Origin of the sequence: Lactobacillus ultunensis DSM 16047, assembly GCF_001436305.1 — a bacterium.
GTDB lineage: Bacteria > Bacillota > Bacilli > Lactobacillales > Lactobacillaceae > Lactobacillus > Lactobacillus ultunensis.
In genome coordinates this window covers 1-13,882 of record NZ_AZFO01000043.1, presented here as the reverse complement: position 1 = coordinate 13,882, position 13,882 = coordinate 1, and the positions used below count along the sequence as shown (strand labels likewise).

At 36.8% G+C, this 13,882-nt stretch carries 12 protein-coding genes; 1 reads left to right on the top strand and 11 read right to left on the bottom strand.

What is annotated here, in order from left to right:
• Positions 1 to 250: 250 nt before the first annotated feature.
• From rplS to FC57_RS09420, 7 genes are all read right to left on the bottom strand, one after another.
• Positions 251 to 598, bottom strand: a complete 348-nt coding sequence (rplS, locus tag FC57_RS09450) for a 50S ribosomal protein L19 (protein ID WP_007126338.1) — start codon at positions 596 to 598, stop codon at positions 251 to 253.
• Between the two features lie 111 nt (positions 599 to 709).
• Complete coding sequence (trmD, locus tag FC57_RS09445; protein ID WP_007126339.1) at positions 710 to 1,429, bottom strand: tRNA (guanosine(37)-N1)-methyltransferase TrmD; 720 nt, start codon at positions 1,427 to 1,429, stop codon at positions 710 to 712.
• Complete coding sequence (gene rimM / locus FC57_RS09440; protein WP_007126340.1) at positions 1,419 to 1,934, bottom strand: ribosome maturation factor RimM; 516 nt, start codon at positions 1,932 to 1,934, stop codon at positions 1,419 to 1,421. The genes trmD and rimM overlap by 11 nt, the downstream gene beginning before the upstream one ends.
• A gap of 65 nt (positions 1,935 to 1,999) precedes the next feature.
• Complete coding sequence (gene rpsP, locus FC57_RS09435) at positions 2,000 to 2,272, bottom strand: 30S ribosomal protein S16 (protein WP_003547870.1); 273 nt, start codon at positions 2,270 to 2,272, stop codon at positions 2,000 to 2,002.
• Between the two features lie 89 nt (positions 2,273 to 2,361).
• Complete coding sequence (gene ffh, locus FC57_RS09430) at positions 2,362 to 3,792, bottom strand: signal recognition particle protein (RefSeq protein WP_007126341.1); 1,431 nt, start codon at positions 3,790 to 3,792, stop codon at positions 2,362 to 2,364.
• Between the two features lie 3 nt (positions 3,793 to 3,795).
• Complete coding sequence (gene ylxM, locus FC57_RS09425) at positions 3,796 to 4,137, bottom strand: YlxM family DNA-binding protein (protein ID WP_007126342.1); 342 nt, start codon at positions 4,135 to 4,137, stop codon at positions 3,796 to 3,798.
• Between the two features lie 72 nt (positions 4,138 to 4,209).
• The gene (locus FC57_RS09420) at positions 4,210 to 5,073 is read right to left on the bottom strand and encodes a GRP family sugar transporter (RefSeq protein WP_007126343.1); all 864 of its coding nucleotides are present in this window, start codon (positions 5,071 to 5,073) and stop codon (positions 4,210 to 4,212) included.
• Between the two features lie 187 nt (positions 5,074 to 5,260).
• On the opposite strand from FC57_RS09420, the gene FC57_RS09415 reads away from it, so the two are divergent.
• Positions 5,261 to 6,688, top strand: a complete 1,428-nt coding sequence (locus FC57_RS09415; RefSeq protein ID WP_040529728.1) for an APC family permease — start codon at positions 5,261 to 5,263, stop codon at positions 6,686 to 6,688.
• Positions 6,689 to 6,771: 83 nt separating this feature from the next.
• Here the strand turns inward: FC57_RS09415 and FC57_RS09410 are convergent, their stop codons facing one another.
• From FC57_RS09410 to rnc, 4 genes are read right to left on the bottom strand one after another with little or no spacing between them, the layout of a single operon-like run.
• Positions 6,772 to 8,193, bottom strand: a complete 1,422-nt coding sequence (locus FC57_RS09410; RefSeq protein WP_007126345.1) for a C69 family dipeptidase — start codon at positions 8,191 to 8,193, stop codon at positions 6,772 to 6,774.
• Between the two features lie 42 nt (positions 8,194 to 8,235).
• A complete protein-coding gene (gene ftsY / locus FC57_RS09405; protein ID WP_007126346.1) occupies positions 8,236 to 9,528 on the bottom strand; it encodes a signal recognition particle-docking protein FtsY in 1,293 nt (430 codons plus the stop codon).
• Complete coding sequence (smc, locus tag FC57_RS09400; protein WP_007126347.1) at positions 9,529 to 13,098, bottom strand: chromosome segregation protein SMC; 3,570 nt, start codon at positions 13,096 to 13,098, stop codon at positions 9,529 to 9,531.
• A gap of 12 nt (positions 13,099 to 13,110) precedes the next feature.
• Entirely contained in the window at positions 13,111 to 13,797 is a 687-nt protein-coding gene (rnc, locus tag FC57_RS09395) for a ribonuclease III (protein ID WP_007126348.1), read from the bottom strand.
• Between the last annotated feature and the right edge of the window lie 85 nt (positions 13,798 to 13,882).

Below are 13,882 nucleotides of genomic sequence, written 5' to 3'. Positions count from 1 at the left end.
GTCTACTTGACAGGGAATGTATCATGTGGATAACTGGCGGTTTTTGCTTTAATTCCACATGTAATATTAATTTTTTATTTAGTTACTTCACAAATTATAATTACTTTAATATAAGCATTTCTTTGACTTATAATCATGCTTTGTGATATTTTGGCTGTGTTTCACGGCAGTTACACAACTAATATTTTTCACAAAGTGTTTTTCTACAAAAAAAGAGCCAGTTCTAACGAACTGACTCTTTTTTATATAATTAACGACGTGCTTCAGCAATTCTTGCTGACTTACCGTGACGTTCACGTAAGTAGTAAAGCTTAGCGCGACGTACACGACCATGACGCTTAACTTCAACCTTAGCAACACGTGGGTCGTTAACTGGGAAGGTTCTTTCAACACCAACACCTGAAGCAATCTTACGAACAGTGTAAGTTGCACCAATGCCAGTGCCTCTCTTCTTAATTACGACACCTTCGAACAACTGAATACGTTCGTGAGTACCTTCAACAACACGTACGTGAACAGTAACAGTATCACCAGCACGGAAAGTTGGGATATCGTCACGAATTTGTTCCTTAGTTAATTCTTGAATTAATGGATCCATATTAATTTTTCTCCTTCTTCGGTCTTCATTAACGCACCAGCGCCAGCGGAACACCCATAACTTTATTTAGTGACTCTTGTCACGATGAATAGTTTAACAAATACCAACAGCTTAATCAAGTTCAGACTTGATTTCTCTTAACATTTTCTTCTCTTCATCAGTAAATTGACGATCCTTTAACATATCAGGTCGATGAAGATATGTGACTTTCAAAGCTTCTTTATGACGCCACTCCGCAATTTTTTGATGATTACCACTAGTTAGCACTTCTGGGACCTTATTTCCCTCAAAATCAGCAGGACGGGTATATTGTGGGTATTCTAGTAAACCATGCGAAAAACTCTCTTCAACTGGGCTGGCTGCATTACCCAGAATTCCCGGAATTAAACGTACAGTTGCATCAATCATACTCATTGTTGGCAACTCGCCACCGGTTAAAACATAATCACCAATAGAAACTGTTTCATCAGCCAACTCATAAACTCTTTGATCAAAGCCTTCGTAGTGACCACAGATAAAGGTGAGCTCATCTTCTTTCGCCCATTTTTGAGCTACTTGTTCATTAAAGGTTTTACCTTGTGGTGCAGTGATAATTACTTTACCAGTTGATGGCAACGAATCTAATGCCTTCTTAATTGGCATAATTTGCAAGACCATTCCGGCTCCACCGCCATAAGGGGTATCATCAACGTGGTGATGAACATCAGTAGTAAAATCACGGAAATTAACTAAATTGAGATCCCACTTACCATCTTCAAGACCACGTCCCAACATAGAAACTTGTAAAGGAGTAAACATGTCTGGAAATAGCGTTAAAACATTAATCTTCATCACGTAACCCCTCCATTAGTTCGACGTAAACCTTTTTATTAGCTACATCGACTTTTTTAACTACATCTGCGATATTTGGAATCCAATATTCTTTGCCACTATCTTCATGAACTAGCCAAACATCATTAGCACCCGGTGATTGAATATCAGTTATCTTGCCTAATCTGGCTCCTGATTCATTATCAATCACGTCGCAATCGAAGATATCCTTGTAATAATAAGCACCTTCAGGAAGCTCTCCTCGATCATCTTCACTGACTACCAGTACCTGTCCGCGCAGCTTTTCTGCTGCGTCAATATCCTTGATTTCTTCAAATTGAACCAGCCAAAATTGCTTAAAAGGACGTCCCTTTTTAACTGTTAAAACATCTTCAGTATTGTTTTTTAAAGCCAAGTGCATCCCCACTGCAAAGCGATCTTCTGGAAAATCTGTGATTACACTGACTTTAACTTCTCCATTTAATCCATGAGTAGTTAAAACTCGTGCAACATCATAATATTGCATACATACTCCTTTTAGTAACAAAAAAAGCTTGAAGCACTCGGCATCAAGCTTTCATTAATTGCAAATTACTTGTTGTATTTTGCATCGTGCAACTTAGCCATCAAGCCTGCACCTGAAAGAAGTGATCTAACAGTGTCTGAAGGTTGTGCACCCTTTTGTAACCATTCAAAGATCTTGTCTTCATCCAACTTCAATTCCTTAGGTTGTGAAACTGGGTTGTAGTAACCTACTTGTTCGATGAAACGACCATCACGTGGCATACGTGAGTCTGCAACAACGATTCTGTAGAATGGCTTTCTCTTGGCACCAGCACGGTGCATACGAATTTTAACTGACATAAATTAATTTCCTCCTAAAACTTAACGATTAATAATATACCACCAAAGTAGGAAGGTGTAAAGTATTTTTCCTTAACACCTTATATTTTTTATGAATGATATCTTTTAATTTTGCGTAAGCGTTTCTTCTTATTCTTTCTAAAGTTCTTATTCATACGGCGCATAGCCATCTTGGCCATTGGTGAATCCATTCCTGGCAAATTGCTTAGTCCCTTCATGTTACCCTTAGTAACCTTACTCATTAGCTCGCGCATTTGTTTAAATTGTTTAATCATACGGTTGACTTCAACAACGGGACGACCAGAACCAGCTGCAATTCTTCTTCTACGACTTGGATTCAGAATATCAGGATTTTCACGTTCCTCTTCGGTCATTGAGTAAACAATAGCTTCTGTGTGATCAATTTGCTTTTGGTCTACGCTTAAATTTTTCAGTTGAGGATTATTGGCCATTCCCGGAATCATCTTCATTATCTGATCTAATGGGCCCATTTTTTGAACCTGCTGTAGTTGATCAACAAAGTCGTTGAAATCAAATGTGTTTTCACGCATCTTTTCAGCAACCTTTTTGGCTTCCTTGGCATCATAATCTTGTTGAGCCTTTTCAATTAAGGAAAGCATATCACCCATGCCTAAGATTCTAGAAGCCATTCTATCTGGATGGAAAACATCCAAATCTGTTAGTTTTTCACCCTGACCTGTAAACAGAATTGGCTTACCAGTGACGGCACGAATTGAAAGTGCAGCACCACCACGAGTATCACCATCAAGTTTGGTTAAAATGACGCCAGTTACATCAAGACGTTCATCAAAGCCCTTAGCAACATCGGTAGCAGCCTGACCAGTCATAGCATCAACTACCAGCAAAATATTATCTGGTTGAGCTACCTTTTTAACTCTTTCCAATTCTTCCATCAAGGGCTCATCAATTTCAAGACGACCAGCAGTATCGATTAATACATAATCATTTTTGTTTTTATCGGCTTCAGCTAATCCATCCTTAACAATTTTGGCAACATCTTTTTCACCATCTTCACTAAAGACAGGTACTTTTAGTTGTTCACCAATCTGTTTTAACTGATCAACAGCTGCTGGACGATAAATATCGCCAGCAATTAAAAGCGGACGCGCCTTCTCAGTCTTTTGCAAATGATAAGCTAACTTACCAACAGTAGTAGTCTTACCAGTACCTTGCAAACCAACCATCATAATAATAGTTGGAATGTGTTTCGACTTATTAAGGGGAACGGCTTCCTCACCCATCATTTTCGTTAACTGCTCATTAACGATTTTAATAACTTGTTGGCCAGGATTCAAACTCTCCTGAACTTCCTTGCCAAGAGCTTCTTTTTTAATCGTCTTGATGAAGTCTTTAACTACCTTAAAGTTAACATCGGCTTCAAGCAGAGCTAATCGGATCTCACGACTAGCTTTATTAATATCCTCTTCTGAAACCTTACCCTTACCAGTTAAATTCTTTAATGCTTTTTGAATTCTTTCACTTAAATTTTCAAAAGCCATGGGTTACTCTCCCCTCAATTGATTTAATAAATTCGTTATTTCATCTTTAGCGGCTTTGCTATCATCATTATCTAGCGATAATAAAGCATCGGCTAAAACATCTTCAATATGATCATTATCACGGCGCATATGCAGCTTAGATTCATAATTTTGCAGTATTTTACTCGATCTTTTCAAATTATCATAAACTGCTTGTCTAGAGACGTGATGATTAATGGCAATCTCGCCTAAGGACAAATCATTGTAATAATAATCTTCAAAATATGATTTTTGCCCATCTGTTAATAGAGAGCCATAATAGGCATATAAATCGCCGAGCTCTTCATTTTTAGTTAATTCATCCATTAAGTTTCACCAGCTTTTAGTATATCAAAAAAGGGCCTTGATCAAAATAACAAGACCCTTCTTTTAATAATATTACTTAGCAAAACCAGTTAAGATGCTACCGCCAACGATAAAGATTAATCCAACAACGATATAAATCATCTCTCGTTTTGACTTAGATTCGTGTAAGAACCAAATACCACCAAATGTTGAAATTACTGAGCATAGCTGACTATAAATAAAAGCATCAGTTACCCCATTTTGTTGGACGGAAAATAAATAAAATAAAGTACCTACGCCAAATTCAATTCCGGCGATACTATTCCGCCACAGCATTTTGTTTTGATAAACTTTCGTTTGATGCGATCCCACAACATAAATCATAGTACCAACTAAAACACCAAGCATTTCTGGCAAGATATAATCTAGTCCATTAACGTTGGGATTAATATCTTTGGCAATTAATTTTGGAAAACTCGAATAGATCCAAAAACCAATAGTTGTAACAAGTAAAAATGCAATATTTTTAGCATTTGCATCCCCAGATTCTTTATCATCACTACGAGAACTTAAAACTATCCCGATTACAACTAATGCTAAAGCAACAAAGCCAATAATTTTAGCAATTGTAGTTGGCCATTCGCCGAAAATTAAAACGCCAATTAATGAGTTACCTACCAATTGAAAACCAGCTGAAAGTGGGATAGTTCCACTAACGCCAATCCGAGTAAAAGAAATGAATTGTCCCATTTGTCCAATTGCCCAAAGCATCCCAGCTATGAAAGCAACAACCCACGTGGCTGTATCAAACGCAGGACGCGTAAACAAATAGATAACGAGGGCAGATGCTGAAGCTCCAATTCCCATTCCTGCAATTTGACTAGCAGGAGAACCTTTAACAGTTAAGGGAATTAAGCCCCAACCGACAATATTAATTAATGCTATAAGTAAAGCCATAAATTCCTTCCTTTATTAAAAAGTTTTTTAAAGACCCATAAACTGTTATAACTCTAATTTTTGCTTGTAACTAAAAGTAAGTGCTTTCAATTTTAAAAAGTGGAATTTTTAAAATTTTCGGTTGCTTTTTTAACGTATTTTTAATTATAATTAGAGAAACACTTTTAACATAAGGAGGAGTTGCGTTGTGAATCTTTGGCAAAGAATGAACAAAAAAGAAGATCCACGCGTCTATGAAAATAAAGATGGACACCTGGTTCGCTCATTAAAGGTGAAGGATTTCTTAGCTCTAGGCGTCGGTACGATCGTTTCGGCCTCAATCTTCACTTTGCCTGGTGAAGTTGCAGCATTGCATACCGGACCAGCAGTTGCTATTTCTTTTGTTTTAGCTGCTATTGCCGCTGGTTTAGTTGCATTTGCTTACGCTGAAATGGCAGCAGCTATGCCATTTGCTGGTTCCGCCTATTCTTGGATTAACGTTGTCTTTGGAGAATTTTGGGGATGGGTCGCAGGTTGGGCGTTACTAGCGGAATATTTTATTGCCTTGGCCTTTGTTGGTTCAGGTTTATCAGCAAACTTTAGAGCCTTAATTGCTCCAATTGGATTGAAGCTACCTGCTTCACTTTCCAACGCTTTTGGTACCAACGGTGGTATCATTGATGCTATCTCACTTATTTCAATATTATTAGTAGCAATATTAATTGGTCGTGGGGTTTCAAGAGCTGCACGAGTTGAAAACGCATTGGTTATTTTAAAAGTATTAGCTATTCTGCTTTTTATTGTGGTTGGTTTAACTGCGATCAAAGGAGCTAACTTTACACCATTTATTCCTAAATATCGTCCAACTGCTCACGGTCCTTTTGGTGGTTGGCAAGGGATTTACGCTGGTGTATCAATGATCTTCTTATCATACATCGGCTTTGATTCAATTGCTGCCAATTCTGCCGAGGCAATTAACCCTCAAAAGACAATGCCACGTGGCATTTTAGGTTCTTTAGCTATCGCTGTTGCCTTATTCGTTGGCGTTAGTTTAGTATTAGTCGGAATGATGCCATATAAGATGTATGCTAACTCTGCTGAACCTGTTGGTTTAGCTCTACGATTTGCTGGTCATCCAATTGTGGCAGTTGTTGTACAAACAATTGCTGTTTTGGGTATGTTCACTGCATTAATCGGAATGAGTATGGCTGGTTCAAGATTGATCTACTCATTTGGTCGAGACGGGATGCTTCCAAAATGGTTAGGGAAATTGAATTCTGATCGTCGTCCTAACAACGCTCTTTGGACTTTAACTATCATTGGTATTTTACTTGGAGCATTCTTCCCATTCTCCATGCTTTCACAATTAGTATCAGCTGGTACATTGATTGCATTCATGTTCGTTTCTCTAGGTATCTATAGATTACGTCCACGTGAAGGCAAAGATATTGATGATCCATCTTTCAAGATGCCATTTTATCCAGTAATGCCTGCCCTTGGATTCTTAGCAGCGTTAATTGTCTTTTTAGGATTAGACTATCAAGCTAAACTTTATGCAGGTATTTGGTTTATTTTAGGTTTAATCATTTACTTCACATATGGTATTCGTCATTCCATTTTAAGTAAGAATAAATAAGTTTTAACTATAAACAATAAAACCCTCAGATTCAAAAATGAATTTGAGGGTTTTATTATTTTAACTTTTCCTAGTTAGACTAATTATAAGTTTTCATCCATATTGAAGGTCAATTTAGACATGTTAATAGAATCAATCATCATTTGACCCCAAAGCTTTTCAGTTTCTTTGCGAGTATGAGCAACTGTCTTTTGGTTTTCCTTAGTCAAGTAATCGGTTAATTCATCACCAGATTTACCATCAGCACCAGCAATAATTTCTTCAACACGACCTCTAAAGTAACGATTAAGTTCAGTTAAGTAGGTAGTATCGAGTTGGACAAATTGTGGGTAATGACTTTCTACGATTGCAGCAAATGACTTGTAGTACCACCATGCATCATTCATGTTGTAATCCATTGAAGTATTGTTAAATGAAGGATCCGTGTCATTCATGTTAGCAAAGAATGGAATGAATGGTGTAAAGGTTGGGCCACCAATACATAACCACATAATAGCAGCACGATCAGCTGGCACATCACTTTTAATTTGTAAGATATGAGCATTTTGCGTACGGTTCAAGCCAATTGGACGATAACGGTGCTTTTCTTCTTCAGTACCTTTACCAAATGGATCATATGGCGTGTCTTGATAGTGTGAACCTAAAGCAAATTGAATATCTTCTTTAGTAATCTTCTTTGCAGCCTTGCGAATGAATGGAATATCACCATCCTGAGGATCTTGTTCAATTTCTGGGTTAAACAACTTTTGAATGTACCATTGACGGTTAGTATTATAGTGACGATCTTGTTCAGTATAAGTACCAAAAATATGACGGAAATTCCAACCTTCGTGGTCAGGATTCAAGTGATGTTCTTCAACAAATTCTTGAATGCCTTCACTCCACATAAAGTAGTCAGGATTGTCAAAATTGACTTGTTCAATAGCAACACGGTTACCAGTAGCAGCATAACAATCATCTGGAATGCGTTCTGCTACCCAGTGGTGACCAGTAACAATTTCCATGTACCAAATTTCATCCTTGTCACTGAACAATACTGAGTTACCAGCTGGTGAACCATACTTGGCAATCAACTTACCTAAGTACTTAACACCATCACGTGCTGAATGGATGTATGGCAATACTGAAGTTTGCATACAATCTTCGTCCAAACCATCCTTAACAAGTGGATCAAAGGCTAAAGTTCTTTCGTTACCGTAAGTTGATTCAGTACATGACATACATACGTTTTCTTGGTTAATACCAGATTCATCGTAGTAGCCACGGTGCTTATAATCAACATTTGGTACTGCTGGAACACGTTGAGCATTTTCTGGAAGATCCATCTCAAACTTGTTCAGCCATGATTTAATATGTTTCTTTTCACCATGACGAGCTGGTTCAATAATAAACTTTTGTGGTGTAATTGGACGGAAAGTATCATCATTACGGGCAATCATAGTTGTGCCATCAATTGAAGCTTTCTTACCAACTAAGATAGTTGTACAAGCACTATATTCTTTCATATAATTCTCCTTATAAATTGATCTTACTTCTTAACTTTATCACTAGACTAAGCCGTGGAAAAGACCGATTGCATAATTTGCTGCATCGAAATCAGCTAAGTCCTCTGCTTTTTCTCCTAAACCAACCAATTTGACAGGTAGGTTCATCTCATTACGAATTGCTAAAACAACCCCACCTTTAGATGAACCATCTAATTTAGTTAAAACAAGACCGGTTAATTTGGTAGTCTTGTCAAAATCCTTGGCTTGTAAAAGAGCATTTTGTCCAGTTGAGCCATCTAGTACAAGCAAAGTTTCTGTAGGTTGATCTGGAGCCAATTTTTTAATCGTTCTTTGAATCTTTTCCAATTCAGCCATTAAATTCTTTTTATTTTGCAAACGACCCGCAGTATCAACAAGCAAGTAATCCGCCTTTTCATTAATGGCACGTTCAGTTGCATCATAAACTACTGAAGCAGGGTCGGCTTTTTCTTTTCCAGTTACAACTGGAACGTCTACGCGTTTTCCCCATTCAACTAATTGTTCAACAGCACCCGCTCTAAAGGTATCTGCAGCAGCTAAAATAACTGATTTACCTTCATCTTTAAAACGTTTAGCCAATTTGCCAATAGTAGTTGTTTTACCAGCACCGTTAACTCCAACGAACAGATAAACGTTTGGCTTATCGTCTGGATGATAAATCAACTTTTCATCCTTATCTTGGCCACCTTTATCATAGAGGTCAACCAGTTTTTCAACAATTACCTGCTTTAAAGCATCCCGTGACTTAGCATTCTTCAATTTAGCTTCTTCACGTAATTCATCAGTTAATTGTTCCGCTGTTTCATAACCAACATCAGATTCAATCAATAAATCTTCTAGATCATCAAAGAAATCTTCATCAACCGATCTAAATTTGGCAAAGAAAGCATTTAATCGAGCACCAAAACCTTTATTAGTTTTTTCTAGACCTTTTTCATAAAGTTCTTCTTTAGAATCTTCAGATTCATTATTTTCCTGTTTTGATTCTTCAGATTCCTGTTCTTCAGACTTATCTATTTCTTCTGTAACAGGAGCTTCTTCTTTTTCCTCTGTTGACTTTTGAACTTCTTCTGATTTTTCTTTAGATGCCTGTTCTACAGAATTTGATTGGTTTTCTGTTCCTTCATTCTGTAAGGGTTCAGAAGTAGTTTCTTCCTTTTCTTCAGTGGCTTCTGCATTTTCAACAGATTCTTCAGATTTAGGTTTTTCAGCTTCTGCTTCTATCTGCTCTTGTTCTTCTACTTTTTTCTTCTCTTCTTCGTCTTCATCCTTTTTACCGAAGAGTGATTTCTTAATTCGATCAAATAGTCCCAATTATTTCACCTCATGCCTATCTTTCATTTCTTTCAATGATACTGACAATACTTGAGAAACACCAGATTCTTGCATGACTACGCCATACAATTGATCAGCTTGTCTCATTGTACCCCGTCTGTGAGTAATAACGATAAACTGTGTCTTCAAATCATATTTAAGCAAGAACTGAGCAAAACGAGCAACGTTTGCATCATCTAAGGCAGCCTCTACTTCATCAAGTACACAGAAAGGAACAGGATTTACCTGTAACATAGCAAAAAGCAATGTTATTGCAGTCAAAGCTCTTTCTCCACCTGAAAGCAAGCTTAAACGTTGCAATTTTTTACCAGGTGGTTGAGCAATTATTTCAATTCCCGTTTCTAACAAATTATTTGGTTCAGTCAATTCCAACTTAGCCTTACCCCCACCAAAGACAATTGGGAAAATATGCTTAAAGCTTTCTGCCACTGTATCAAAAGTATTCTTAAAACGTGTCTTTACTTCTTCATCTAGTTCACTCATTGACTTTTCTAGATCATCGCGAGCCTTGAGCAAATCATTTTGTTGGTTACTTAAGAAATCATAACGTTTCTTAACATCCTCATATTCCTTAATGGAATCCAGGTTAACTGGACCAATATCTTCAATTGACATGCGATGAAGTTTAACACTTTTAGCCAGTTCTTGACGGGTTTCTTGATTATTATCACCTTCAGCTTGTGCAATTGCTGCTTCATAGCTTAATGAATAATCATCACGCAGAGTTTCAAGTCGTTGATTGATTGAACTGTTGAACTTAGCCAACTGAACTGAATAATCTTCTTGCTCAATTGCAGCATCCTTACGCAAATCATAATTACGACTGGCAACCTGATCTAATTGATTAATCTGAGCATCAAATTGTCCAAGTTGTGAACTTAGATCATTTAACTTTTTTTGCAAATCATCTGTTTTTTGCTTAATTTCAACTTTCTGTTGCCTCAGATCTGCATTCTTTTTAACAGTTAATTGACCACTTTGAGAGAGATCCTGTAACTTTTGACTTAGGTTTGTGGTTTGTTTCTTATTATTTTCTATTTGATTTTCTTTTTCTTTAGCTTGACCAGCCAAATTCTCCAATTTATTAGTATAAACCGCAATCTTAGGATCTAACTTAGATAGCTTGTCTTGGACTCGTTGACTCAAACTATTAAAGTCTCTAATCCTTTCTTGCAAATTATTCATTTTATCTTTATGCTCAGTACCCTGCTTAGTTAAAAACTTTTGTTTTTCTTGAGCTTCTTCAATTTGCTTCTTTAAAGACTTAATTCGAGAATCACGTTCCTTGATTCGTGATTCATACAAATCATTGGCATCAGTTAAACGCTTAACCTCTTTTTCCTGATTTTGGAAGGAGATTGCAGCTTCGTTAATTGCTTGATTAATTTCTTGCAACAATTTCTGCAATTTTTGGAGCTCACCACTTACTGACTGACCTTGCTCAACCAATTTCTCAAGCTGATCTTGATCCTCTTTTAGGGTTTTGGTCAAAGCTGTAATTTGTTCCTCCAACTGATTAATTTCAGTAGCAGTTTGCAAAGGAGAATTATTACGTTGATTTCTTTGTCCACCAGTCATTGAACCACCAGGTGAGATTACATCCCCATCTAAAGTAACGATTCGATAACGATTAATTCTCCTTGAAACTTCCAAAGCAGTATCAATTGTATCAACAATAATTACACTACCTAGCAAGTAATTAATAGCCGCATTAATATTATGATTTGTTTTACTTTCTACCAAATCACTTGCTATTCCTTTAAAGCCTTCATATGACTTTAAAGTAGTTACTGTCGATTGAGGAATACCATACTGTCTTAATCCATCTAATGGCAAAAAAGTAGCACGTCCACCACGATTACGCTTCAACTGATTAATAGCATTTCGAGCACTAATCCGGTTATCAGTAATCAAGTCTTGAACTCCACCGCCTAAAGCAGTTGTCATTGCCGCTTCAAGTTCAATTGGGAAGGTAATCAATTCACCAACAGCGCCAATCACACCTGGAAAAGCACTTAAGTGATTCAAAACATTACGAACACCATAGTAATAGCCCTCGTGTCGCTTTTGAATATTAACTAGAGCCTCATGGCGTGCTTCAATTTTTTCCAATTTATTACGTTCACTAGCTACCGTTTCACGCAAACGATTAATTTCATTAGCTAAATCACTATTTTGCTTATTAATCTTAGTAAATTTTTCTTTAGTTTGTTTACGTTTTTCAGTTAAACTCTTACCTTCACTTCTGAGTTTTTCTAACTCAGCCTTGGCATCAGCTAACTGCTTAGTCACGTCATTACTCTGATAACTAGTATCGGCCTGGCTACGTTTTAGGTCTGTATTTAAATTTACAATTTGATTATTCGTGGTTGCTTGATCTTGTAACAATTGGATGTAATCATTACGGCAACTTTCAAGTTGGCGACTCAGTTCTTCAGGGTTTTCATTCAATTCTGCAGTCAACTGATCACGCTGTTTTTGTAAAACATCCTGCTCGTTCTTAAGCTTTTCTCCACTCTTTTGCAATTCTTCTAAATCAGCATTCAACTTAACCAAATTCTGTTTAAGTGCTTTAACCTGATTTTGGTATTCAACTTTAGTAGCATCATCAAATTGCTTGGATTGCTTAGCCATTTGAAGATTTGCATCTAGATCAGATAATTGTTTACTCAGCTTAAGCAATCGATCTTGAGTTTGATCACGATCTGCCTGAATCTTTTTATACTCAGCTCGCTTTTTAGCAACTGCATTCTGTGAATCCTTAACTTCATTGTCCAGTTTAGATAAGAGAACTTTATTTTTTTCAGCTGACTTTTGAACTGCTTCTTTATGATGATTGATATCTTCAATTTCAAAAGCCAATAAACTCTTAAGCTTCTTATCTAAACCCGCCTTCTGAAATTGATATTCCTTAGCCAAAGAACTTTGTTCATGCAGTGGTTCAATTCTACTCTCAAGTTCTTTAACCAGATCATTAATCCGGATCAGATTGTCTTGAGTTTTCTTTAATTGAGTCTGTGCCTCTTCTTTTTGTTGTTTAAAATGCAAGACACCAGCAGCTTCTTCAAAAATCACTCGGCGTTGCTCTGGACGAGAGTTTAAAATTTGGTCAACCCGTCCCTGAGAAATAATCGCTAAGCTATTTTGGGAAATACCGGAATCAAGGAACAGCGAACGCACATCTCGCATGCGCACTTGCTGATTATTAATTAAAAATTCACTATCGCCTGAACGCAAAATTCTTCTTGTAATTGAGACTTGATCCGCATCAAAAGCCAATTCACGTTTTTTATTATCAAAAATCAAAGTAACTTCAGCTTTATTCAAAGGTTTGCGATACTGGCTTCCAGCAAAAATGACGTCCTTCATGTTCGTTCCACGAAGAGACTTAGCACTAGATTCCCCCATCACCCAACGAATGGCTTCAGTGATGTTACTCTTACCACTTCCGTTAGGACCAACGATTCCAGTAATTCCATCGTTAAAATGAATAATTGTCTTGTCAGCGAATGATTTAAAACCATCGAGCACTAATTCTGTTAATGGCACTTCTTCATCCCCTTATTCTAATTTTTGCAAAGCTGCCTTTGCAGCTTGTTGTTCAGCTGCCTTCTTATTATGACCTTCACCTTGTGTTTGTACTTTATCATTGATTTTTAGTTCAACTACAAAGTGAGATGGCAATTGTGATTCACTAACTACTGTATATTCAATATCAACTGGACCGTTCTGTTGCAAAAGTTCCTGCAGATCAGTCTTATAATCACGTGAATCATCAAATTCGCCTTTATCAATTAATGGGTACACAGTCAGATGTAAGAAATGTTGCACAGCTGGCATCCCTTGATCAAGGAATAAAGCACCATTAAATGCTTCAAACACATCTTCCAATAGTGTTTTACGTTTACGAGCTCCAGCTTTTTCCTCGCCATTACCTAAATGGATCTCCTTTTGGAAACCACATTCAATTGCAAACTCAGAAAAGCCTTCAGTTCTAACGATATTTGATCTTAATCTGGTTAATTCACCTTCATTTAATTTTGGATAATGACGATACAAATAATCGGACACAGCGAGTTCCAAAACAGCATCACCTAAGAATTCTAGTTTTTCATAATCTCGAATTCCATCATCGGGATGTTCATTCGAATAAGAAGAATGCGTAAATGCTTCCTCTAATAATTTTTCATTATTAAACTCAATATTGTATTCGTCTTTTAATTTATTTAAAAACTTTGTACTTACCATAAAATTGCCCCTTTATACCTTATAAATTATACCAGTTTTATACCTAAATTTTGAATGACAAAAAAGTGTCTGGGAAAAAACTAAT

Excerpts from the sequence above, each read along its gene's own strand:
- rimM (WP_007126340.1), bottom strand. The coding sequence starts at position 1,934 with ATGCAATATTATGATGTTGCACGAGTTTTAACTACTCATGGATTAAAT.
- rplS (WP_007126338.1), bottom strand. The coding sequence starts at position 598 with ATGGATCCATTAATTCAAGAATTAACTAAGGAACAAATTCGTGACGAT.
- trmD (WP_007126339.1), bottom strand. The coding sequence starts at position 1,429 with ATGAAGATTAATGTTTTAACGCTATTTCCAGACATGTTTACTCCTTTA.
- rnc (WP_007126348.1), bottom strand. The coding sequence starts at position 13,797 with ATGGTAAGTACAAAGTTTTTAAATAAATTAAAAGACGAATACAATATT.
- FC57_RS09410 (WP_007126345.1), bottom strand. The coding sequence starts at position 8,193 with ATGAAAGAATATAGTGCTTGTACAACTATCTTAGTTGGTAAGAAAGCT.
- rpsP (WP_003547870.1), bottom strand. The coding sequence starts at position 2,272 with ATGTCAGTTAAAATTCGTATGCACCGTGCTGGTGCCAAGAGAAAGCCA.
- ffh (WP_007126341.1), bottom strand. The coding sequence starts at position 3,792 with ATGGCTTTTGAAAATTTAAGTGAAAGAATTCAAAAAGCATTAAAGAAT.
- ylxM (WP_007126342.1), bottom strand. The coding sequence starts at position 4,137 with ATGGATGAATTAACTAAAAATGAAGAGCTCGGCGATTTATATGCCTAT.
- FC57_RS09420 (WP_007126343.1), bottom strand. The coding sequence starts at position 5,073 with ATGGCTTTACTTATAGCATTAATTAATATTGTCGGTTGGGGCTTAATT.